The following is a 23,863-nucleotide window of genomic DNA, read 5'->3' as shown; positions in this document are numbered from 1 at the left end:
TGAAATATCTATGTTTCCAATTTTGAAAAAACATTTATTTAACTTAATAATAAGATTATAAAGGAGTAAGAATATGAATAATTTCGTAAAGGTAGGTTTAACTACAGGAGTGGTGTTATCGGCGATTATGCCCTATGGAGGAGTGCATGCGGAAACAGAAGATTTAAAAGTGGAAACAAAGGAAGATACGTTCCGAACAGGTAATTTAACAGTACCTTCTCAAAATTCGGCAGAAAATGTAGCAAAGGATGCACTAAAAGGAAAAACAGAACAAGCATTATCATCAAAGCAAGTTAATACGGAATCCAAAGTTAATTATAATGTTACGCAAAGTCGTAAATCTTATGATGGTACTACATTGGTACGTCTTCAACAAACGTATGAAGGACGTGATGTATACGGATATCAACTAACAGCACATATTAATGATGATGGTGTACTTACGAGCGTTTCAGGGGATAGTGCCCAAGATCTACAACAACAGGAAGATTTGAAACAACCTATTACTTTATCAGAAGAGGATGCAAAAAAACAGCTTTTCAACATCTATGGAAATAATCTCACATTTATTGAAGAACCAGAAATTAAACAAGTGGTATATGTAGATGAAAATACAAATAAAGCTACAAACGCATATCAAATTACTTTTAGTGCATCTACACCTGAATATGTATCTGGTACAGTATTAATTGATGCTTTTGGTGGTAATCTATTAAAAGAACTCGTTCAAAAATTGGGTATACAAGTAGATAGTAGTATTGTCCAATCTGCGACAGCAAATAAATCACAAGATTCTTCAAGATTAACAGGTACAGGAAAAGATGACTTAGGTATTAATCGTACGTTTGGAATTACGCAGCGAAGTGATGGAACGTACATGCTTGCAGATTATTCTCGTGGTAAGGGAATTGAAACATATACTGCTAATTATAAAGATTATAATAATTATAGAAGAAATGTATGGGGTTATCTCGATGATTTAGTAACAAGTAATTCTACAAATTTTACTGATCCTAAAGCAGTTAGTGCTCATTATTTAGCAACGAAAGTATATGATTTTTATCAAGAAAAATATGGCCGTAACAGCTTTGATAATAACGGACAAAAAGTAATTTCTGTCGTTCATGGTTGGAACACAAATGGTACGAATAAAGGAAATCCTAAGCAGTGGTTTAATGCATTTAGTAATGGAGCTATGCTAGTATACGGAGATCCAATTGTTAGAGCATTTGATGTGGCAGGACATGAATTTACACACGCGGTTACAAGAAATGAGTCTGGACTTGAGTATGCAGGAGAAGCTGGTGCAATTAATGAGGCTCTATCTGATATTTTAGGAGTAGCAGTTGAAAAGTATGCTAATAACGGAAAGTTCAATTGGACAATGGGAGAACAATCAGGTCGTATTTTTAGAGATATGAAAAACCCATCATCTATCTCTTCTAGATATCCGGAGGACTATAGACATTATAATAACTTACCTATTGATGCTGACCACGATCATGGTGGTGTACACACGAACTCTAGCATTATTAATAAAGTAGCTTACTTGATTGCTAGTGGTGGAAGCCATAATGGAGTAAATGTACATGGCATTGGAGAAGATAAAATGTTTGATATTTTCTATTATGCAAATACGGATGAATTAAATATGACTTCTGATTTTAAAGAATTAAAAGAAGCTTGTATTCGTGTAGCAACGAACTTATATGGTAAAGACTCATTAGAAGTACAAGCTGTCCAACAAGCCTTTAAAGCAGCTTATATTTAATATTATTGTGATGAATTATAAACTCTTTTATTTTAATATAGTGATTAATTTGTATGTATAGACAAAAACCTTGTAGAATTTTTCTGCAAGGTTTTTTTGAATGTTATCCCGCTATTTGCCGGGCAGTAAGACCCTGCCTCAAAATTCAGCGGAAGCAAAGAAGTTAGGTGGGGGTCGGGCTGATTAAAGTTTCACTTTATGTTATATGGTTTTTAGTTAATTAGGATAAAAAATAATCCTATAACTGTATGTAAGAATGTGTAATTTTACACTCTTTTTTATGATAGAAAAGGATACTACGTTAGTAAATATAAAAAGTTAGAAATTATAGTATATAGGGCACTTTTTTGTTCCTATGGAACTTTAAAGTGCGTAATTTTCTTTCTAGTTAATATAGATCATAATGGTATTTACTGGTTGGTTTTAGCTTTACTCTGCTGTTGATGTGATTTTTTAACATTACAATGATTAGAATCAGAATTATCGAGTAGATCTAAATGATGATAATTTCGATTTTTAATTCAGTACAGAGTGAAATAGCTACATAACTTTCGTTTATACGCTTTTGAAAAAAGGGTGAATCTGCTTATTTTCTGTTAAAGATAAGAGAAGTGAACCACAATATAAACGTAATTATTTATTCCAACGTAAGTCAATCATTTAGCACATGAATTTGGAGGGATTTATATGTATATGCAATTAAAAGGAAAAACAGCACTGGTTACTGGATCTACGGCAGGGATTGGAAAAGCAATTGCCACTTCATTAGTAGCGGAAGGAGCTACTGTACTTATTAATGGACGCCGTGAAGAAAATGTTAATCAAACGATAAAAGAAATTCAAGCGCAGTATCCTGATGCTATCCTTCAACCCGTAGTAGCTGATTTAGGAACAGAACAAGGGTGCCAAAATGTGATTGAAAAGTACCCTGAAGTAGACATTCTTATTAACAACTTAGGAATTTTTGAACCTGTAGAATATTTTGATATCCCTGATGAAGATTGGTTTAAATTGTTTGAAGTCAATATTATGAGTGGTGTTCGACTTACTCGCTCATATTTGAAAAAAATGATTGAAAGAAAAGAAGGAAGAGTCATCTTTATTGCTAGCGAAGCAGCTATTATGCCATCTCAAGAAATGGCTCATTATAGTGCGACTAAAACGATGCAACTCTCACTTTCTCGTAGTTTAGCTGAGCTGACGACAGGAACGAATGTGACTGTTAATACTATAATGCCTGGTTCGACTTTAACGGAAGGAGTTGAGACTATGCTAAATAGTCTTTATCCTAATGAGCAATTGACAATAGAAGAAGCTGAGAAGCGATTTATGAAAGAGAATCGACCAACCTCTATTATTCAAAGACTTATTCGACCAGAAGAAATTGCCCACCTTGTCACTTTCTTAAGTAGCCCACTTTCCTCAGCGATTAATGGTTCCGCGTTGCGAATAGACGGGGGATTAGTACGTAGTATATTTTAATAAAAAAAAGCAAATTGCGATATGAAAACAGCCGAATTTTTCTACTATAAGAAAAATTCGGCTGTTATTTTTTACTTGTTGTAAAGGAGGAAAAGCGTTTAGCGTTGTGGCATCTCTTAAGAAAAAGATAAGGTGGTTTAAAGCAATTCCACTGTTATTTTCAAACAACAAATATTTGTTGTTTGTATTATTTAGTGAAAGTTACCAAACGTTTTTCAACACTATTTTCCCAATTGCTTCTTTCGAATCCAAATAATCATGTGCTTGTGCAACTTCATCAAACGTAAATGATTTAGAATCTAGCAATGGACGAAGTTTTCCTTCTTCTACAATTTGCGTTATTTTCGTTAAGATTTCTCCGCAATCATTACGCTTATCTGTATGTAATATTTTTAACGCCATAAAAGTAACGTGCAGAGAGAGTCCTTTTGCGTGTAAAGGAGAGAGGTCATGGGTTGAACGAGCTGCAATTGTTACGACGGTTCCATTGACCGCAGCAGCTTCAAACGAATGATCAAGATTCTTGCCGCCTACTGTATCAAATATAACTTCAAATCCGTTGCCATTCGTATGTTTTTGCACATATTCTTGAACAGATTCTTCTTTATAATTAATAGCTACGTCAGCTCCCAGACGATGAGCTATTTCAATTTTTTTCTGCTGAGAAGCGGTTGTAAAAACTTTAGCGCCTGCCCATTTAGCTAGTTGAATGGCTACGTGTCCTACGCCACCAGTAGCTCCATGAATGAGGACATTTTGACCAGGTTTAATATTTGTACGATCAAATAAAGATTCCCAAGCTGTAATTGCCACCAATGGTAGAGCAGCTGCTTCTTCCATTGTTAAATTTTTAGGTTTTTGAGCAATTAATCGCGCATCAGCAAGCATAAATTCTGCAAGTGCACCACCAGTTTCTTTAAAACCTCCGGCACATCCGTATACTTCATCCCCTGATTTGAATTTCGAAACACCTTCTCCTACTTCAATAACAATACCAGCTACATCGCCGTGTAATATAGCTGGAAACTCAGGAGCGACTGCTGAAACAGCGCCACTACGCATTTTTGTATCGATTGGATTTACACTTGTTGCTTTTACATTGATTAGAACATGACCTGGTAAAAGTTTTGGTTTTGAAACTTCTTCTAATTGAAATACAGATGAATCCCCAAAAGAATGGATAATTTGTGCTTTCATAGTTTATACCTCCTGTTTGTGGTTATAGCATAGCAAAGTACGAAAAATAAGTATAATATTTTGAATTTGGTTAGTGAGAATTTTATATAAAGAAGAGGAAAGTGCATGAAATGAAATAATGTAACGTACTTCTAAAAACTACTGTAAAGCTTTTTGAAGAAAGGGTAGATGTTATTTTTGCAGCATGATTTATTATTACTCACTTAGTATAGGTACTTAAAAGTGCCTACATCACTTTAAAGTACGTACTGTTATTCATGTTATGGCCGATTTATAATAACACTCGTAGCACAAAGAAAGTTATAACGATGACAATCGGCAACAATGTGGTGTTGCAGTGTTGCTTATAAATTTTGAGAAGAAATATGAAAAGTATAGGTTTATATGAATGAGGGAAAGTGAGTGAAACACATGGAAAAGTTTGCGAACCATTTTGGATATAATCGTATGTTTGCGAAAGATCAACTTACGTTAGGAGTTCATATTCCGATTGAAAATTATCAGTTTCATGCTCCAACGATGGAAAAACAAGTAGAGTTAGTGCAAAAAGCTGAACAATACGGTTTTACAGGTGTATGGCTTCGCGATGTTTTACTGCAAGACCCTGACTTTGGTGATCCTGCAACAGGTCAAATTTACGATATGATGATTTATTTGACGTATTTAGCAAGCAAGACAGAGAAAATCGCATTTGGAACGTCGGCAACAGTGTTGTCACTTCGTCATCCATTGCGTGTAGCAAAAGAAATTGCTACATTAGATCAACTATTTCCAGAAAGAATTATGCTGGGCGTTTCATCCGGTGACAGACGTGCCGATTTCAAAGCGTTAGGTGTTAGTCATGAAACACGAGGTGAAAAGTTTAGAGAAGCGTTTGCTTACTTGGAAGAAATTTTGTATAAAAACTTCCCGTCTATCCAGTCGACACTAGGAGAAGTTCATGGTGCGAATTTAGTTCCAAAACCGTCTAAACGTGTTCCAACCTTTATTACAGGTTTTAGTCAGCAAAATATGGAATGGTTTGCTGAACATGGAGATGGATGGATGTATTATCCACGTAGTCCGGTGCATCAGGCGGGAGCAATTGGACAATGGAGAGAACTAGTAGAGGATTATCATCCAGCTGTATTCAAACCATTTATCCAACCGATGCATTTAGATTTATCTGAAGATCCAAATGAACGTCCTACACCAATACGTTTAGGTTACCGTACAGGGCGTAAGGCACTAATTGAATTACTTGATATATATAAAAGTATTGGTGTGAATCATTTATTCCTTGCTCTATTTGATGGTCAACGTCCAGCTGAAGAAGTATTGGATGAGCTAGGAGAAGAAGTACTACCTCATTTCCCAGCATTGTAAAGGAGTGAAAAGAATGAAAGCAATAGGACTTATACAATATGGAGATAAAAGTGTACTACAAGAGATTGAAATGCAGACACCGCTATTGGGAGACAACGATATACTGATTGAAGTATATGCAGCTGGTGTAAATCCTGTGGATTGGAAAATTCGTGAGGGTTTACTTCAAGACGTAATTTCTTATGACTTCCCGCTCGTTTTAGGATGGGATGTTGCAGGTGTAGTTGCTGCTATAGGTCCAAACGTAACAGCATTTAAAGTGGGGGATGAAGTATATAGTCGTCCAGATATTGAACGAAATGGTACGTATGCAGAGTACGTGGCAGTAGATGAGAAGTATGTAGCGAAAAAACCGAGAAATCTATCTTTTGAGGAAGCGGCATCAATCCCTCTAGTAGGTTTGACAAGTTGGCAAAGTTTAGTGAAATTCGCTAATGTTCAAAAGGGTAATAAGGTTTTAATTCATGCTGGATCTGGCGGGATTGGTACGTTTGCTATTCAGCTAGCAAAAAGCTTCGGTGCATATGTTGCAACTACGACTAGTACGAAAAACATACAGTTTGTAAAGGATCTAGGCGCTGATACTGTCATTGATTACAAAACAGAAGATTTTTCTTTGCTTTTGCATAATTACAATATTGTATTTGATGTGTTAGGCGAGGATGTACTAAAGGATAGTTATAAAGTGCTTGCCCCAAATGGAAAGTTAGCGTCTATCTATGGTCCGAAAGGTATGGAAATTCCGCAAACTGAAGTAGCAAGAGAGAAAAATATTCAGAGTGACCATATATTTACTGAACCTAACGGATATGAACTTTCTCTTATTACAGAATTAATTGAGGACGGGAAGATTAAACCTGTTGTAACACATGTGTTGCCTTTACATGTAGAAGGCGTAAAAAAAGCACACCACATAAGTGAATCAGAACGTGCTCTTGGCAAAATTGTATTAAAGAAACATTGGTAAAGTATGAGGATTTAGAGAGAGCGTTGTGCTAAGTAGCGAATGAGCTAATATATTCTTTTCTAGCAATTGTTTTAAAAAGGGAGATAGCAAATGGATTCAATGACATTTCTTTTATTCGGAGCGACAGGGGATTTAGCGAAACGCAAAATTTACCCTGCTTTATACAAACTATTTAGTAATGAAAATATACCGCAATCTCTTTCGATTATCGGTATTGGCAGAAGGGGAATGTCAGATGTGGAATTTCAAACAATAGTAGGACAATCCCTTACTACATTTTCTAGAAAATCTACTGATGACGAATCAGGAGTAGAAGAATTTATTAGCACATTTCGTTATTGTCAATTAGATACAGCGAATATAGAGGACTATCAAGATTTGTTGAGTCTTGTAAAGAGGCGTGAAATAGAATTAAACATTCCTGAAAACCGTATGTTTTATCTATCTGTTATACCAGAAGTATTTGATGTGATTGCTTTAAATATTAAAGAGAGTGGATTGTGGGCTACAAAAGGATTAAACCGTCTTATTATAGAGAAGCCTTTTGATTATAATGTAACGTCTGCTCGCGAGTTTAACGAAGAATTAATTGAAGATTTTGACGAAACTGATATTTATTATATCGATCATTATCTTTGAAAATGAATGGTAACTAGGAATACACTTAGAAAAGTATTACGAAATAAATAGTATGTAATGCAAGACATTTTTATTGACGATAATAATTTATGTGGTTAATATACTAGACATAAGATTACTTAATTACTAAAAGTAAACAGATATAAAATGTTTCGTTAAATTCTATAAATAAGTAAGTTGTAGTAGAAATGCTTTGAATTGCCACTATTAATATTGGGGACAATGAGAGAGCGAAAGGTATAAAAAGAATTGGAATTAGATAACTCTTTGTTTTTTATAAAAACAGGAAGTATAAGAGTATGAGCTTCTGTACAATTCATTTTTAGTATATTGAAGAGGATTATACAACCAGAGGGGGACTGAACTTGGAATCAATGACCTTTGTTTTATTTGGAGCGACAGGGGACTTAGCGAAACGCAAAATTTACCCCGCGCTATATAACTTATATAGAGATCAAAAGCTTCCAAAGCAAATATCTGTTATCGGGCTTGGAAGACGTCAAGTATCTCACGAAGATTTTCAAGAAAGAATAAAAGAATCAATAGAGACGTTTTCTCGTCAGAGGGAAGAAGGTACTCCGGAACTGGAAGGTTTTTTAGATAATTTTCGCTATTGTCCATTAGATGTGAGTAAGCCGGAAGACTATGAGAGATTATTACAAGTCGTTCGTGAAAGGGAAGAAGAACTACATATAAAAGGTAATAGAATGTTCTATCTTTCAGTTGCTCCTGAATTTTTCGAGACGATTGCTTTAAATATTAAGGAAAGCGGACTTGATAAAACAGATGGATGGAAACGCCTGATGATTGAGAAACCGTTTGGGCACGACCTTGCATCTGCTCGTGAGCTGAATGATAAGCTTAGTCGCACGTTTGAAGAAGACGAGATATACCGTATTGATCATTATTTAGGTAAACCGATGATTCAAAACCTTGAAGCGCTAGAATTTGCAAATCCTGTTCTCCAGTCGATTTGGAATAAAGAACATATAGCGAATGTACAAATCACAGCTAGTGAAACAGTTGGGGTTGAAGAAAGGGCAGGATATTATGACCAGGCAGGAGCCATTCGAGATATGGTTCAAAATCATATGTTACAAATATTAATGATGACTGCTATGAATCTGCCGGAAAAGGTTAATGCATGTGAAATTCGAGAGGAAAAGCGAAAGGTAATGGAGACGCTTCGTAAAGTGAAAAAAGAAGACGTTCAAAACCATATCATTCGCGGACAATACGCTTCAGGAGAGATAAAAGGCGGGCAAGTTGTAGCATATAAAGAGGAACCAGGAGTAAATCCTTCTTCTAACATAGACACATTTGTTGCTGCTCGCTTGTGGATCGATAATCCATTTTGGACTGGCGTTCCCTTTTATATACGAACAGGTAAACGAATGAAAGAAAAGTCTACTCGTATTGTAATCGAATTTAAAAATACGTTAAAACAGCAATATCAAGATAGTAATCCAAATGCAGCACCTAACTTGTTAATAATTGAAATTAGCCCAGGTGAGAACGTTTCATTACAGTTAAATAGTAAAAATCCATTAAAAAATGGAGAAATTGAACCGATGCGTATTAACTTTACTTGTGAGCAAGCAGATGTGGGAGTACCTGAAGCGTATGAAAGACTCATTCATGATGCTGTGAGTGGAGACGCTACATTCTTTGCACATTGGAAAGAAGTTGAATTGTCATGGGAATGGGTACAACCAATTCTTGAAGCATTCGAGGAAAACTTATTACCACTTCATGAATATGAGTCTGGTTCATATGGTCCAGATGCGTCGAATGAATTATTGCAAGAAAGTGGATTTAAATGGTGGTTAGATCAAGAAACGGAAAAATAAGTACTTTCTTTCATGAAAGCATGTAGGGGGACGATTACTATGACACAAAACATAAATCAATTAGCAGTGAATACAATTCGTACGTTATCAATTGATGCTATTAATGCGGCAAATTCAGGTCATCCAGGTCTTCCGATGGGAGCAGCACCGATGGCTTATGCATTATGGGCGAATCATTTAAATCACAATCCTAATCATCCGAAATGGTTTAACCGTGATCGATTCGTTTTATCAGCGGGACACGGATCGAGCCTACTGTATAGCTTACTTCATTTAGCTGGATATGACGTTTCAATTGATGACTTGAAAAACTTCAGAAAGTTAAATAGTAAAACACCAGGACATCCTGAGTTTGGTCATACTCCTGGAGTTGAAGCGACGACAGGCCCGTTAGGACAAGGGATTGCTAATGCTGTCGGAATGGCAATGGCAGAAGCTCATTTAGCAGCGAAGTTCAATAAGGATGGTCACTCTATTATAGATCACAATACGTACGCATTAGTCGGAGATGGTGACTTAATGGAGGGTGTCGCTTATGAAGCGATGTCAATGGCAGGACATATGAAACTTGGCAAGTTAATTGTACTGTACGATTCAAATGAAATTTCACTTGATGGTGAATTAGGCATTGCTTTCTCTGAAGATATTCAGAAAAGGGCAGAATCTGTACATTGGCAATATGTAAGAGTTGAAGATGGAAACGATGTCGATGCTATTACAAAAGCCATTACATTAGCGAAAGAAAATACGGATCAACCTACTCTTATAGAAATTAGAACCATTATAGGTTATGGAAGTCCAAAAGTTGCTGGAACGAACAAAGCACATGGTAATCCGCTTGGAGTAGAAGAGGCAACAGCGACAAAACAAGTGTATGGTTGGGATTATGAGGAAGACTTCTTTGTGCCTGAAGAAGTAACAGCTCATTTTAATGAACTGAAACAAAAAGGTATTGAAAAAGAGAATGAATGGAATGAGCAGTTCAACGTATACAGAGAGTCAAACCCTGCACTAGCAGATGAATTAGAAAAAGCGATTACAGGTGAGGTTTTAATCGAAGCGAAAGACATTCTATCCTTTGATACTGAAAAAACGATTTCTACTCGTGTTGCAAGTGGGGAAGCTATTAATCATTATGTGAAATCGATTCCTTCTATTTTCGGTGGAAGTGCAGATCTTTCTCATTCTACGATGACAGATATAAAAGGTGAAGCAGTATATGCAGTAGAATCGTATGCTGGCCGCAATATATACTTCGGTGTACGTGAACATGCAATGGGCGCGGCAGCGAATGGATTGGCGCTTCATGGAGGAGTAAAACCTTTCGTAAGTACATTCTTTGTATTTAATGATTATCTTCGTCCATCGATTCGACTGGCTGCACTGCAAAAGTTACCTGTTACTTACGTATTTACACATGATTCGATTGCTGTAGGAGAAGATGGTCCAACGCATGAACCAATTGAACAATTGGCAGCGCTTCGAGCAATTCCTGGTCTAACAGTTATCCGTCCGTCAGATGCAAATGAAACAGCAAGTGCTTGGGCGTATGCTTTACAGCAAACGGATGGCCCAGTCGTTTTAGTACTGAGCCGTCAAAATTTACCGGTGTTTAATGAAACGAAAGCGAACATAGAGAATCTCTCTAAAGGAGCTTACGTATTAACGGAAACAAATGAAAATCCGGATGTAATTTTAATTGCGACAGGTTCTGAAGTATCTTTAGCTGCTAGTGCAAAAGCAAAACTAGAAGAAGACAATGTCTCTGTTCGCATCGTTGCAATGCCGAGCTGGGAGTTATTCGATCGTCAATCGAACGAATATAAAGAATCCGTTCTTCCGTCTTCTATAACGAAACGAGTATCTCTTGAGATGGGTGTATCTCTCGGTTGGGAACGTTATGTAGGGCAAGAAGGAAAAGTACTATCAATTGAAACATTTGGAGCTTCAGGTACTGGAGCTGAAGTCATGAATCTATTTGGATTTACGATAGAAAATGTTGTTCAAATTACAAAAAATGTGTTGAATTCTTAAGCTATGACTGTGAATACCTTTCTAGATTTATCAATACTGAATGGTATTCAAAATCGTAGTGATATGAATTTTTAATAAAAGATAATCTGAGGAGGAATTATATTATGCAAGTAGGATTAATTGGGTTAGGTAAAATGGGATTAAATTTAGGGAAAAATTTAATGGATCATAAACATGAAGTAGCAGCATTTGATTTAAATGCAAGTGCAGTGGAAGAAATGAAAGAGTACGGGGCAACAGGTACATCTAGTTTAAGTGAACTTGTTCAGTCATTACAATCACCAAGAATTCTTTGGGTAATGGTACCACACGCTGTTGTTGATTCTGTTATTGATGAGGTTACACCACTTTTATCAAAAGGAGATATTTTAATTGAAGCAGGTAATTCACATTATAAAGAGTCTATCCGCCGATATGAACAATTAAAGAAAGATGGCATTCACTTTATGGATGCAGGAACTTCTGGCGGAATGGAAGGCGCTCGTAATGGTGCTTGTTACATGATCGGAGGAGATCAAGAAGCTTGGGACATCGTTGAACCTATCTTCCGCGATACTGCTGTAGAAAATGGATTTTTATATGCTGGAAAAGCTGGTAGTGGTCACTTCTTAAAAATGGTTCACAACGGAATTGAATACGGTATGATGGCTGCTATTGGTGAAGGATTTGAGATTCTAGAGAAAAGTGAATTTGACTACGATTATGAAAAAGTATCAAGAGTATGGAACAACGGTTCAGTCATTCGCTCTTGGTTAATGGAATTAACAGAAAATGCATTTTCTAAAGATGCAAAACTGGATGAAATTAAGGGTGTTATGCATTCTTCTGGTGAAGGAAAATGGACAGTAGAAACAGCATTAGACCTTCAAACAGCAACTCCTGTTATCGCAATGTCTCTATTAATGCGCTACCGCTCATTAGACAATGATACATTTACAGGAAAAGTTGTAGCAGCTCTGCGCAATGAATTTGGCGGACATGCAGTAGAAAAGAAATAAAGTGAAACTTTAATAAGTAGGGGCTTTATTCCACACCAATCGGGCTTTTACGGGATAAGCATATTAAACATGTAACTCATCAACGTTTAAAAACTGGAGGGAATGGATAATGAAATTTTTTATTGATACTGCAAATCTTGAGGACATAAAAAAAGCATATAAACTTGGAGTTTTAGCTGGTGTTACAACGAATCCTTCTTTAGTAGCAAAAGAGGGCATTAAGTTTGAAGACCGTATTGCAGAAATTTGTCAGGCAGTGCCGAAAGTTGAATCTGTTTCGGCAGAAGTAACGCCAGATGCTGTTACAGCTGAAGAGATGATCGCTCAAGCAGAGGAACTGATTAAGATTAACGGCGGCGATGAAAAAGTTACAATAAAACTTCCGATGACGCTAGCAGGATTAGAAGCTTGTCGCTATCTTACTGAAAAAGGTGTAAAAACGAACGTTACACTTATTTTCACCGTGAACCAAGCACTTTTAGCAGCTCGAGCAGGTGCAACGTATGTTTCTCCATTTTTAGGGCGCTTAGATGATATTTCTGAAGATGGCGTATTATTAGTTGCTAAAATTGCTGAATTATTCGATGTTCATCAATTAGATACACAAATTATTGCGGCTTCTGTTAGACATCCAGATCACGTAACTCGTGTAGCGATGGCAGGTGCTCACATTGCAACAATCCCTTATAAAGTAATCGAGCAACTTGCTATGCACCCATTAACAGATCAAGGTATTGAGAAGTTTGCTGCGGATTGGGCGAAAGCTCCTAAATTATAATGCATAAAAGTGAAGGGGCTTTCCGAAAATTGCTTTTCATGAGAGGACAAATCCTAAGTAACTTCATCGTTTAAACTGGATCCTGAGTTTGTAGTCTTACTACGTGAAAACAGCAGAGAAGAAAGTGTCATTCACTTTTGAAGAAGGAAAATATGCTCGTATGACGCATGTATAAAATAACACTATAATTATGAAAGAGAAATCCCCTTATCAGAGAGAGTAGTTAACATGTATCTCTGATAAGGGAGATTCTTTTTGTATAAATTATTATTTTGTGAAGATGATTTGTATATCGATATATAAATTCTTACTCATGAAAGAACGATATAGGTTCTCTTAATTGTATAGTAATTTTGAAAGGGTTTACATAAAGGGGTGGAACTGAGTATGAATATGTACCTTTTAATGATTACATTATTATCAATCGTAATTGTTATTTTAGGGGTGTCGTGGTGGAGATGGCATGCGTTTATTAGTTTAACGGTTGCAAGTTTGTTTTTAGCAATTATGTCTGGAATGCCAATGGATAAAATAGTGAGTGCTTATGAAACAGGAGTGGGAAGTGTTCTAGGGCATTTAGTAGGTATTTTAGTATTAGGTACAATTTTAGGGAAAATGATGGCAGAGTCAGGTGCTGGAATGCAAGTGGCAGAGTTCTTTATTAAATCCTTTGGGATAAAAAACTTACCATGGGCTATGTTAATTGCAGGTTTTATTATTGGAATCCCGGTGTTTTTTGAAGTAGGTATTTTAATATTACTGCCGTTAGTAATTTCAATTCATAAAACAACGAAACAAAATATTTTATTAATAGCATTACCAGCAATTGCTGGGCTATCTGTCGTGCACGGTCTTGTTCCTCCGCATCCAGGGGCCATAGTTGCAATTGGTATTTATAAAGCGAATCTTGGGAAGGTACTAATGTATTCACTCATTATTACATTTTTTGCAGCGATTATTGCAGGTCCTATATTTGCGAAATGGATTCACAAACGTGTAATTCCTGAAAATGAGCCAGAATTGATTCGTGTAAATACAAAATCAACGAAATTACCAGGAATAGGAGTTTCATTTTTAGTTATATTGTTACCTGTTATGTTAATGGTTTTAGCTGCAGCAGCTCCTTATGTGCCTCTTTCTAATACTTTGATGAAGATTATCACATTAATCGGTAGTCCTATCATTGCACTATTGATTGCATGTTTTGCGGCGTTCTATTTTCTTGGATTTCGTCAAGGTATCGATAAAAAAGCTATTAAGAAGATAACAGAAGATAGCTTATTACCAATCGGTTCAATTGTTGCGATTATTGGTGCTGGCGGGGGGTTTAAGCAAATTCTTATCGATAGTGGGGTAGGGAATGCTATTGCTCAAATGTCTGAACATTTAGCTCTATCTCCAATTGTATTAGCATTTATAGTAGCTGGTTTAATTCGAATTGCGACAGGGTCAGCGACAGTCGCCTTAACAACAGCAGCGGGTATCGTTTCGCCAATCGTTGAAAATACAACAGGTGTGAACTTAGAATTACTCGTTATTGCAACAGGTGCAGGAGCATTAATGTTTTCACACGTAAACGATGCTGGTTTTTGGATGGTAAAAGAATACCTAGGTTTAACAGTGAAAGAAACATTTAAAACATGGACAGTATTAGAAACGTTACTTTCATTTATCGCTTTTGGAGGCGTTTTACTAATCGATATGTTTGTTTAAGATAAAGATGTTTCTATTTAGATAATTGTGGCATACAACGTTATCAATAGATAAAAGGAATGTATTTTTATGGTGGGATACTGTAACAATTTTTTGTTAGGAGGAAGAAATGGTGAGCTCAAAATATATGATTGGTGTAGACATTGGGACAACTAGTACAAAATCAGTTCTATTTTCTACTGATGGATCTGTTATTGCTAGTCATGGAATTGAATATCCTTTATATTCTCCTACGCCTGAAACAGCAGAACAAGACCCAGAAGAAATTTTTCGTGCAGTAATACATACGATTAAAGAAACTGTACGATCAAGTAGTGTACAGCCAAGTGATATTCTTTGTGTCTCTTTTAGTTCGGCAATGCATAGTATCATTGCTGTAGATGAAAAGGGAAAGCCGTTAACGAGATGTATCACTTGGGCAGATAATAGAAGTGCAAACTGGGCGGAGAAAATAAAGAATGATATGAATGGTCACGAAATTTACCTTCGTACTGGGACACCAATTCATCCGATGTCACCACTTTCGAAATTAGTTTGGCTACAGAATGAGAAGGCAGAGTTATTCGCAAAAAGTTATAAATTCATTTCTATTAAAGAATATGTTTTTTACAAGTTATATAAAGAGTATGTAATTGATTATTCTATAGCATCAGCAACAGGGATGTTTAATTTAAAATCTTTAAAATGGGATGAAGAGGCTTTATATGTTGCGGGAATTACAGATGAAAAGCTTTCAAAGCTTGTTCCAACAACGCACAGTTTAACAGGATTAGATGAAGAGCTGGCCAAAGAGATGAATGTACCTGTTTCTACGCCTTTTGTAGTAGGAGCGAGTGATGGAGTACTATCTAATTTAGGGGTAAATGCAATAGATCCTGGCGTTGTGGCTGTTACAATTGGTACAAGCGGTGCGATTCGTGCTGTAACAAATCGTCCTGTAACAGATCCAAAAGGGAGAATCTTTTGTTATGCGTTAACTGAAGACCATTGGGTAATCGGTGGTCCAGTTAATAACGGTGGTATGATTTTCAGATGGGCTCGTGACCAATTGGGTACTTCAGAGATTGAACTTGCGAAGCGTTTAGGAAAAGATCCATATGAAGTACTTACTGAAATAGCAGCAAAAGTGAATCCTGGATCTGACGGTTTATTATTTCACCCGTATTTAGCAGGGGAAAGAGCTCCTTTATGGAATGCAAATGCACGAGGATCTTTCTTTGGACTCGGATTGCATCATAAGAAAGAACATCTGATCCGTGCTGTTTTAGAAGGAGTAATTTATAACTTATATACAGTTCTTCTCGCTTTAAAAGAGCTAATTGGTGAACCGAAAAAAATTCAAGCGACAGGTGGTTTTGCAAGATCGGAACTTTGGAGACAGATGATGGCAGATATTTTCCATCAAGACGTATATGTTCCGGAAAGTTTTGAAAGTTCTTGCTTAGGAGCTGCAATCCTCGGTTTATATAGTTTAGGTGAAATAGATACATTATCCGTAGTTTCTGAAATGGTAGGTGCAGATTTTCATCATGAGCCAAACATGGAAAGTGTGGAAAAATATAAAGATTTAACGCCAATCTATATTCGTCTGTCCCGTCAATTGGAAGAAGAATATGAAAGTATAGCAGCGTACCAAAAAAAGTGGGTTTAAAAGCTATTTACCAAGAAAATATGGTAACGTATAAAGAGGTACTCCGATTTTTTAGGATACTCTTTCAACATAAAATATTTTAAGAAGTATGATGAATGAAAAATATAGGGAGAGAGGGTTATGAAAATGAAGGATAACAAAGAGTTTATTGGATATGTTGGAACTTACACGAAAGAAAATAGCGAAGGAATATATAAGTTTACTTTAGACACAGAAGCAAAAAAAATTAGTAATGTAACACTTGCCGCTAAGCTGGATAACCCTACATATGTAACGATTAACCGAAATAATGAATATCTCTATTCCGTTGTTAAGGAAGGCGAATCTGGCGGTGTAGCTGCTTATTCCATTGATAGTCATACTGGAGAACTAAAAGCGAAAAATAGACAAGTAGTAGAAGGGGCTTCTCCTTGTCATATTAGTGTTGATAGTGGGAATCATACAGTAGTTACAGCAAATTACCATAAAGGAACGATTGAGTCTTTTAAAGTAAATGAAGAAAATGGAACTGTAAATCCTGCTGCATCTATTATGGCACATGAAGGTTCAGGTCCGAATAAAGAAAGACAAGAAAAACCACATGCACATTACGCGGGATATACTCCTGATGAAAAATATGTGATAGGTGTTGATTTAGGGATAGATAAATTAATTACGTATGAAATAAAAGATAGTACATTAATAGAAGTGAATAGCCTGTCTGTGAATCCGGGAAGTGGACCAAGACACATTGCTTTTCATCCAAATGGAAAATACGCTTATGTAATGACGGAGCTTAGTTCAGAGGTTATTGCGCTAACATATAACTCGGAAGAAGGATCCTTTACAGAATTACAGTATATTTCTACTCTTCCAGAACAATTTGATGAAAATAGTCAAGGCAGTGCTATCCATATTTCTTCTGACGGCCACTTTGTATATGCAGGTAATCGTGGTCATAATAGTATTGCTGTTTTCAGTGTGGATCAAAACTCAGGCCAGCTTACATTTGTGGAACATACATCTACAGAAGGAAATTGGCCGAGGGACTTTGTATTAGATCCTACTGAAAAGTTTCTTGTTGCTACAAATGAAAAGTCACATAATCTTGTGTTATTTTCAAGAGATGAATCTACAGGTAAGTTAACACTTTTACAATCTGATGTTGTTGTGCCAGAGCCTGTTTGTGTGAAGTTTTTAAATATATAATTTCAGATGCCTAAACAAAAGCAAAGCGATATCGCTTTGCTTTTTATTATTTCTTTTTCGGTCTACGTACTAATTCGCCGCCGCAGTTTGGACAAACGTTATGTCTTTCTTCTGTACATGGTGCGCAAAATGTACATTCATATACACAAATGTATGCTTCAGAATCTTGTTCGAGCGATTGATCGCAAATTTGACAGTTTGTTTTCATTTCTAGTGCCATAATAAGTCTCCTTTTTAGTTAGAAAATTTATAATTTAATTATAATTCATTAAATAGAAATAGTCCTTTTCAATTGAAAGGAAATCGAATGATAAAGTTATGAATTGAAACGAAAGATGCTGGTTTATTTTAAAATTGATTATTTATTACAGTTGGAATATTATGAAATAGTCAAAAGACAACAGGGGGTATAGATTTTGACTAATCATAACGATCATTTAAAAGCAAACTGCGAAAAATGCTTCGGTCTATGTTGCGTTGCATTACCGTTCGCAGCATCGGTAGATTTTGCAGTGAATAAAGATGGTGGTAAACCATGTTCCAACTTACAATCAGATTTCAAATGTAGTATACATAAAAATCTTAGAGGAAAAGGTTATAAAGGTTGTACAGTATTTGAGTGTTTCGGTGCTGGACAGAAGATTTCTCAGGGTACGTTTAAAGGGATTGATTGGCGGAAAGATGCAAAGCATGCAAGAAAAATGTACGATGCTTTTCCAGTTATGCATCAACTTCATGAAATGCTTTGGTATTTGAATGAGGCGATTCTTTTAAAGGCAACACAGCCAATTCATAAAGAGCTGGAGAACGCAATTGAGGAGACAGAGCGACTTTCGAATTTAAATCCAGATGAGTTAATGAAAATAAATGTTCCAATGCATAGGGCAGAGGTGAACATTCTCCTTTTAGAAACGAGCGAACTAGTATGGAAGGAAATGAATACTGCGCGTAAGAAACGAATCATACACCGTGGAGCAGACCTTATGGGAGCGAATCTGAAAAAGAAAAATTTACAAGGTGCAAATTTAAGAGGAGCTTATTTAATTGCGGCTAACTTAAATGGTGCAGATTTAAGAGGAGCAGATCTCATCGGAGCAGATTTGCGAGATGCAGATATTCGCGGGGCTGATTTTACTAATAGTATTTTTCTGACGCAAGTTCAAGTTAATGCTGCGAGAGGGGATAAGCATACGAAATTACCGAAATTATTGTCCCGTCCATCGCATTGGAGTGCGTAAAGAGTGAGGAGTGTTTAGTGTGGATATATTTCAGTATTTAGAAGAGATGCAAGAGGATGTCTTTTCGTTAGCAGTAGAGCAAATAGAAGCGAAGTATTATGATATTTGTTGCATGTTGGCGTCTACAGAATGTGCAGAGCGAATTAAAGTAATTGATTTAGAGTCATATAAGGAAAGTATTCGAGTAGGTTTGGATGCAACTGTAGAAAGGGCTACTAATGAAGAAGCAAAAGCGATTTATTTTGAGTATGACCTTGATAACGAATGGGATAGTCAGTTCTATATTTGTGAGGAGTATTTTCCAATGGAAGAAGAGGATGACGATTGGGCATCTGAATGGACATATAATATTGAGGGGCCGGGGTCTGTAGAATTAGCAGATATGTATACTGAAAATGGCTTTGACACAAGTGAAAAAGCAGTCGGTATAACTTTATATTTAATTGCTAAAACGCTGTGTAGTTTTATAAGTGTACGTAGTGAAGTGCAAAGTAATATACCGATTTGTATTGGTTTTCACGACCAAGATCCAATTATGCGAACAGGCAGAGACTAAGAATCTCTGCCTGCTTTTTATTTCTTTTCAAAAGTAGTAATGAAAACGCTACATATAATGAGAATACCACCAATGAAAAAGTTACTATTTAATGTCTCATTTAATAAGAGCCAGCCAAGTAACGATCCAACGATAGGTTGGAAGAAGAAAAATAAGGAACCGATGCTTGCATCCATTAATTCCAATCCTTTATTCCAAAGGAAAAAGGCACCTGCTGTTGAGACGATTCCTAAGTATAATACGCCTAATATGACGTACGTATTTACTGTTCCGATAGAGGCCGCTTGTAGTTCCCATATCATAAAAGGTGTAATAAAAAAGAGTGAAAAGAAAATTGCGTACGTTGTAATAACTAAGGATGAAAATTGGATTGAAGCGATTTTTACATGAATAGATAGTAAAGCCCACGTAATAGCAGCTCCAACTAAAATGATTGTTCCGATAAAATAAGAGCCGATTTCAATGTCCCATCCGATTACGATAATGACACCGATTGTCGCTATTATAGTAGATAAAAGTCTACGAGCAGTTAGTTTCTCTTTCAAAATGAGCGCTGCAAATATAACCATAAATGCAGGTGTAGCTGATGTAACTAACGAGCCTGTATGAGCGTCGGATAATTTTGTTCCGATAAATTGGCATGTGATCGAAATGAAATAGCCGATAAATCCAATCCAAGCGAAGAGGAGCCAATCTTTTTTGCGAATGGTTACTTTTTTCTTTTGCTTTTTCTCAGCTAGTTTTAAAATGCCATACAAAACAACAAAAGCGATAATAAAGCGTAGCCAAACGAGTGTTAGTGGTGGGATAAAATCGAGTACGTATTTGCTAACAACATACATACCGCCCCATATACTTGCTGCTAGTGATAAATATATAGCTCCTAAAATTGTTTGTTTCATGTAAAGTACCTCCGTCTATTTTTAGGGTATTATGAGTTCCCTAAGACGAGGCGTAGTGTATGTGTTATATGATTGCCCGTCTTAGTTTATAGACGGCCTACAGGTTGATCGTTTTCGAATGAAGTGTTGTAGTACATGCGTGCATTCCTCCTCTTTAAGTTATAATGATATTATAACTTAATTTTCTGATTATTGGAGGTTGTTATGAAATATATCGTTATAAAATCACATGTTAGCAATTATCCTAATCCAATTCGCTTAGAAGAGGGGGATGTAGTGAAAATGATAGAGAGTTACGCTGGTCCGGAAAACTGGGAAAACTGGATGTTTTGTCACGAAGAGAAGTATAACCGGAAAGGATGGGTTCCGGAGCAAATTATAAGAAAAGATATGAATGGAACAGGAATTATTATAAAACAATATACTGCGAAAGAATTAAATGTGAGTATTGGAGAAAGATTGATCGGATTAGAAGAATTGAATGGATGGGTTTGGTGCGAAGGAAGAGATGGTGAGAAGGGCTGGGTACCAAAGGAAAACTTACAAAAATATTAATAATAATATTTGATCAATAATTAGGAAACATATTTTTGCTTATGAGTATATTGGTTGTAGGATAAAAAGTAGATTAATAGAGAAAGAGGAGGAGATTATTATAACTACAACCGTTATTTCACATTTTTACAATGAAGAGTATTTATTGCCATGGTGGCTTATGCATCATACGAAACTTTTTGATCATGGTATTTTAATTAATAAAGGTTCAACAGATCGTTCCGTTGAGATTTGTAAAAAATTCGCACCGCATTGGGAGGTGCGAGATTCTGTAAATCCAGAGTTTGATGCATATGCGACAGATCATGAAGTGATGAGGATAGAACAAGAAGTACAAGGATGGAAAATGATTTTAAATACGACTGAGTTTCTTTGCGTGCAAGATAAAAATCAGTTTTGGAAATCGCTAAATGAATTGGGGGGGAGGATGTATTGGCTGGACGGGCTTATTATGGTTGATGATCCTAACTACAACTATCCGGACCTTAACTTTGGAATACCTTTAATGAAACAGCGATTTCATGGTTATTTACCAGAAGATTGGCCGTTATGGAGAAGAGGTAGATTTATTCATAATCATGAGCATGGAAGTTATACGGTTGGAAGACATTTATCTGCGCATGAATCGATGATTTATCCACCTCTTGCCTGTATATTATGGTTTGGGTTTAGTCCGTGGAACGATGCGATGAGAAAGAGAAAGTTACAAATTGGTCCGACTCTTTCTGAAGCTAGTAAGCATGGGGGAATGGGGACGCATCATATTATTACGTCGGAAAGATTAGGAGAATGGTATAAGGAATTAGCGAGAGGAACGAAGGATTTACGTTTTAATGATGCATATCGTTATGTTTTTGTATAAATGATTTCCACCATAAAATTGTTTCTTCAATTCCTGTATTTAGATCGTATGTTGGTTTCCAGTTTACTTCAGTTTTTAAACGTTCTACATTAACCCCGACAAATAAAGGTTCATCTTTAGAGAAAGGGATTGCACCTAGTTTAATTAAATGTTCTTTTCCTATCTTTTTAGCAATGATAGAAGCTAACTTTTTAATTTGTACAGATTGACCAGAAGCGATATTGATGGTGCCTGTAACGCTGTGTTCTAATATTGTTACGAGAGCGTCAGCGACGTCACTCACATGGAGGAAATCTCTCGATTGTTTTCCATGTGTACATAGTGCTTCCTCGTTTTTTAATAAGGAAGTGATAATGTTAGAAACGAGCCGATTACCTTGTTCGTGAGGTCCATACATATGAAAAATGCGGCCCCAACACATGCTGAGGCCTGTTTGTTGTGCATACGTTTCTAGCCAGGAGTGCAGTGCATTTTTACATAAAGAATACGGGGTTTTATAGGAAAGGAGCGGTGAATCTTCAAATAATACGCCGTTAAACCATTCGTACTCTGCGCCAGTACCTGCAACGACAACACGCTTTCCGCCGCATGTTGTGAAGTGTTGAATCAATGAAATACTAGACTTTAGCCAATAGTAATTATTAATAGATACATAGCATGCTGGTGGCACTGCTTCCCAAGCAAGGTGAATGAGATGGCTAGGCTGAACATCCGAAATGAATTGTTTTACTTCGTCATCGCGAAGCAAGTTTACTTTATGCCAATGGCAAGGGAGGTGAGAGGGGTTATTTTTATTATACGTAGCGTGCACTTCATATCCCTTTTGTATAAGTGAATGTACAACATATTTACCTATCCAGCCACTACCACCTGTTACAACAACTTTCTTCATGGCTCGATCACCTCAATTTCTGGAACCGTCACTAAAAATTTACCGCCCCATTCACGAATGAAAGAGCATTCTTTCATAATTTCGTCTTTCAAATTCCAAGGAAGTATAAGAATGTAATCCGGTTTTGTACGTTTAATTTCTGCTGGAGATTTTATTGGAATACGAGTTCCTGGTAAAAGGAGATTTTGTTTGTGAGGATTTTTATCTACTGTATAAGCTAGAAATTCTTTACCTATCCCGCAATAATTCAAAAGGGTGTTTCCTTTAGCTGGAGCACCGTAACCGATAATTTGTTTGTTTAAAGCTTTCGCTTCAATAAAAAACTTTAAAATATTTATTTTCAATTGTTCGATGCGTTTAGAAAAAAGGAGATAGCAATCTAAAGTATCTAACCCGTGGTCGACTTCTTTTTGAATTAATTTTGTAACATTGGAATGGATAGTTGATTGGGCACTTAGATGGTTTACAAAAATCCGTAAGGAACCACCATGCGTTGAAAGTTCTTCTGCATCAACAATTTGTAAATGATGATAACTTAAAACTTTTTGAAGGCTTATAAGTGAGAAGTAGGAAAAGTGCTCATGGTAGATAGTATCGAACTGTTTAAAGGATATGAGGTTTAATAAGTGTGGGAATTCAATTGTTATCGTGCCATCTTGTTTTAATAACGTTTTTAAACCGGCAACAAAATCATGCAAGTTTGGAACATGTGCTAATACGTTATTTGCGACGATTAAATCAGCTTGTGGCAATTTTTTTGCTAAGTCATTACTGAAAAAATTCACATGAGTAGGAATTCCTTTTTTGATAGCAATTTCTGCTACGTTTTTCGCGGGTTCAATTCCCAATGTCTCGATATTTTCTTTTTTAAAGTATTGTAATAAGTACCCATCGTTACTTGCGATTTCAATCACTTTTGAATGTTTCGTTAAGTTGAAACGCTTAATCGCCATTTCTACATATTGTTTAGCGTGTAGTAGCCAACTTGAGGAGTAAGAGCTGAAGTATAAATAGTTATGGAAAATATTTTGTGGGGATTCAAATTCATCTAGCTGTACGAGTAAACAAGAGTTACAAACAAATGTGTGCAGCGGATAAAAAGGTTCCATTTTATATGAGCTTTCAGGAGCTACAAATGAATTAGCAAGAGGGGAAACGCCCAAATCTAAAAAAGTGTTGGTTAGTAATGAGTGGCAAAAACGGCATTTTTTCTGTTCCATTTTAT

The 23,863-nt window shown here is 36.3% G+C and carries 21 protein-coding genes; 16 read left to right on the top strand and 5 right to left on the bottom strand.

The window, feature by feature from the left end; all coding sequences use genetic code 11:
* The first annotated feature begins 73 nt into the window (after window positions 1-73).
* Complete coding sequence (locus tag ACTFRU_RS05020) at window positions 74-1,771, top strand: M4 family metallopeptidase (protein ID WP_440037516.1); 1,698 nt, start codon at window positions 74-76, stop codon at window positions 1,769-1,771.
* Between the two features lie 687 nt (window positions 1,772-2,458).
* Complete coding sequence (locus ACTFRU_RS05015) at window positions 2,459-3,253, top strand: SDR family NAD(P)-dependent oxidoreductase (protein ID WP_049108516.1); 795 nt, start codon at window positions 2,459-2,461, stop codon at window positions 3,251-3,253.
* A 201-nt stretch (window positions 3,254-3,454) separates the two neighbouring features.
* Here ACTFRU_RS05015 and ACTFRU_RS05010 read toward each other — a convergent pair whose 3' ends face one another.
* The gene (locus ACTFRU_RS05010; protein WP_088363228.1) at window positions 3,455-4,450 is read right to left on the bottom strand and encodes a zinc-dependent alcohol dehydrogenase family protein; all 996 of its coding nucleotides are present in this window, start codon (window positions 4,448-4,450) and stop codon (window positions 3,455-3,457) included.
* Window positions 4,451-4,861: 411 nt separating this feature from the next.
* Here ACTFRU_RS05010 and ACTFRU_RS05005 point away from each other — a divergent pair, with 411 nt between their 5' ends.
* The 10 genes from ACTFRU_RS05005 to ACTFRU_RS04960 all read left to right on the top strand — a co-directional run bounded on the left by ACTFRU_RS05005 (window position 4,862) and on the right by ACTFRU_RS04960 (window position 17,633).
* Window positions 4,862-5,815 (top strand): LLM class oxidoreductase, encoded by a 954-nt coding sequence (locus tag ACTFRU_RS05005; protein ID WP_098852084.1) that lies wholly within the window; start codon window positions 4,862-4,864, stop codon window positions 5,813-5,815.
* Window positions 5,816-5,828: 13 nt separating this feature from the next.
* Window positions 5,829-6,782: an NADP-dependent oxidoreductase gene (locus ACTFRU_RS05000; protein ID WP_440037515.1), complete on the top strand. Its 954-nt coding sequence runs from the start codon at window positions 5,829-5,831 to the stop codon at window positions 6,780-6,782.
* Window positions 6,783-6,872: 90 nt separating this feature from the next.
* On the top strand, window positions 6,873-7,421 hold the full coding sequence (locus ACTFRU_RS04995) for a glucose-6-phosphate dehydrogenase (RefSeq protein ID WP_098276736.1): 549 nt from the start codon (window positions 6,873-6,875) through the stop codon (window positions 7,419-7,421).
* A 365-nt stretch (window positions 7,422-7,786) separates the two neighbouring features.
* Entirely contained in the window at window positions 7,787-9,271 is a 1,485-nt protein-coding gene (gene zwf, locus ACTFRU_RS04990) for a glucose-6-phosphate dehydrogenase (protein ID WP_016122892.1), read from the top strand.
* A gap of 39 nt (window positions 9,272-9,310) precedes the next feature.
* Window positions 9,311-11,305: a transketolase gene (gene tkt, locus ACTFRU_RS04985; protein ID WP_440037514.1), complete on the top strand. Its 1,995-nt coding sequence runs from the start codon at window positions 9,311-9,313 to the stop codon at window positions 11,303-11,305.
* Between the two features lie 104 nt (window positions 11,306-11,409).
* Entirely contained in the window at window positions 11,410-12,303 is an 894-nt protein-coding gene (gene gnd, locus ACTFRU_RS04980) for a phosphogluconate dehydrogenase (NAD(+)-dependent, decarboxylating) (protein WP_001195911.1), read from the top strand.
* A 109-nt stretch (window positions 12,304-12,412) separates the two neighbouring features.
* On the top strand, window positions 12,413-13,081 hold the full coding sequence (gene fsa / locus ACTFRU_RS04975) for a fructose-6-phosphate aldolase (protein WP_000667676.1): 669 nt from the start codon (window positions 12,413-12,415) through the stop codon (window positions 13,079-13,081).
* Between the two features lie 387 nt (window positions 13,082-13,468).
* Window positions 13,469-14,794: a gluconate permease GntP gene (gene gntP / locus ACTFRU_RS04970; protein WP_006922503.1), complete on the top strand. Its 1,326-nt coding sequence runs from the start codon at window positions 13,469-13,471 to the stop codon at window positions 14,792-14,794.
* A gap of 109 nt (window positions 14,795-14,903) precedes the next feature.
* The gene (gntK, locus tag ACTFRU_RS04965) at window positions 14,904-16,445 is read left to right on the top strand and encodes a gluconokinase (RefSeq protein WP_440037513.1); all 1,542 of its coding nucleotides are present in this window, start codon (window positions 14,904-14,906) and stop codon (window positions 16,443-16,445) included.
* Window positions 16,446-16,565: 120 nt separating this feature from the next.
* Window positions 16,566-17,633, top strand: a complete 1,068-nt coding sequence (locus tag ACTFRU_RS04960; protein ID WP_042867120.1) for a lactonase family protein — start codon at window positions 16,566-16,568, stop codon at window positions 17,631-17,633.
* 46 nt (window positions 17,634-17,679) lie between these two features.
* Here ACTFRU_RS04960 and ACTFRU_RS04955 read toward each other — a convergent pair whose 3' ends face one another.
* Window positions 17,680-17,853 carry a DUF1272 domain-containing protein gene (locus tag ACTFRU_RS04955; protein ID WP_001162788.1) on the bottom strand — a complete coding sequence of 58 codons (174 nt, stop codon included), beginning with the start codon at window positions 17,851-17,853 and terminating at the stop codon, window positions 17,680-17,682.
* Between the two features lie 196 nt (window positions 17,854-18,049).
* On the opposite strand from ACTFRU_RS04955, the gene ACTFRU_RS04950 reads away from it, so the two are divergent.
* Window positions 18,050-18,871: a pentapeptide repeat-containing protein gene (locus ACTFRU_RS04950; RefSeq protein ID WP_000181428.1), complete on the top strand. Its 822-nt coding sequence runs from the start codon at window positions 18,050-18,052 to the stop codon at window positions 18,869-18,871.
* A gap of 19 nt (window positions 18,872-18,890) precedes the next feature.
* Window positions 18,891-19,427 carry a hypothetical protein gene (locus ACTFRU_RS04945; protein ID WP_000350936.1) on the top strand — a complete coding sequence of 179 codons (537 nt, stop codon included), beginning with the start codon at window positions 18,891-18,893 and terminating at the stop codon, window positions 19,425-19,427.
* 17 nt (window positions 19,428-19,444) lie between these two features.
* Here ACTFRU_RS04945 and ACTFRU_RS04940 read toward each other — a convergent pair whose 3' ends face one another.
* A complete protein-coding gene (locus ACTFRU_RS04940) occupies window positions 19,445-20,329 on the bottom strand; it encodes a DMT family transporter (RefSeq protein ID WP_000814760.1) in 885 nt (294 codons plus the stop codon).
* Window positions 20,330-20,533: 204 nt separating this feature from the next.
* Here ACTFRU_RS04940 and ACTFRU_RS04935 point away from each other — a divergent pair, with 204 nt between their 5' ends.
* Together ACTFRU_RS04935 and ACTFRU_RS04930 are read left to right on the top strand one after the other, a co-directional pair.
* Complete coding sequence (locus tag ACTFRU_RS04935) at window positions 20,534-20,884, top strand: SH3 domain-containing protein (RefSeq protein WP_000875289.1); 351 nt, start codon at window positions 20,534-20,536, stop codon at window positions 20,882-20,884.
* 61 nt (window positions 20,885-20,945) lie between these two features.
* Entirely contained in the window at window positions 20,946-21,746 is an 801-nt protein-coding gene (locus ACTFRU_RS04930) for a glycosyltransferase family 2 protein (protein WP_076774856.1), read from the top strand.
* Here ACTFRU_RS04930 and ACTFRU_RS04925 read toward each other — a convergent pair.
* Window positions 21,715-22,638 (bottom strand): NAD-dependent epimerase/dehydratase family protein, encoded by a 924-nt coding sequence (locus tag ACTFRU_RS04925; RefSeq protein ID WP_000758375.1) that lies wholly within the window; start codon window positions 22,636-22,638, stop codon window positions 21,715-21,717. The genes ACTFRU_RS04930 and ACTFRU_RS04925 overlap by 32 nt on opposite strands.
* Window positions 22,635-23,858 carry a methyltransferase domain-containing protein gene (locus tag ACTFRU_RS04920; RefSeq protein ID WP_440037512.1) on the bottom strand — a complete coding sequence of 408 codons (1,224 nt, stop codon included), beginning with the start codon at window positions 23,856-23,858 and terminating at the stop codon, window positions 22,635-22,637. The genes ACTFRU_RS04925 and ACTFRU_RS04920 overlap by 4 nt, the downstream gene beginning before the upstream one ends.
* Between the last annotated feature and the right edge of the window lie 5 nt (window positions 23,859-23,863).

Origin of the sequence: Bacillus cereus group sp. MYBK220-1 (assembly GCF_051916445.1) — a bacterium.
Taxonomy (GTDB): Bacteria; Bacillota; Bacilli; order Bacillales; family Bacillaceae_G; genus Bacillus_A; species Bacillus_A cereus.
This window is presented reverse-complemented; position numbering and strand designations above follow the sequence as displayed.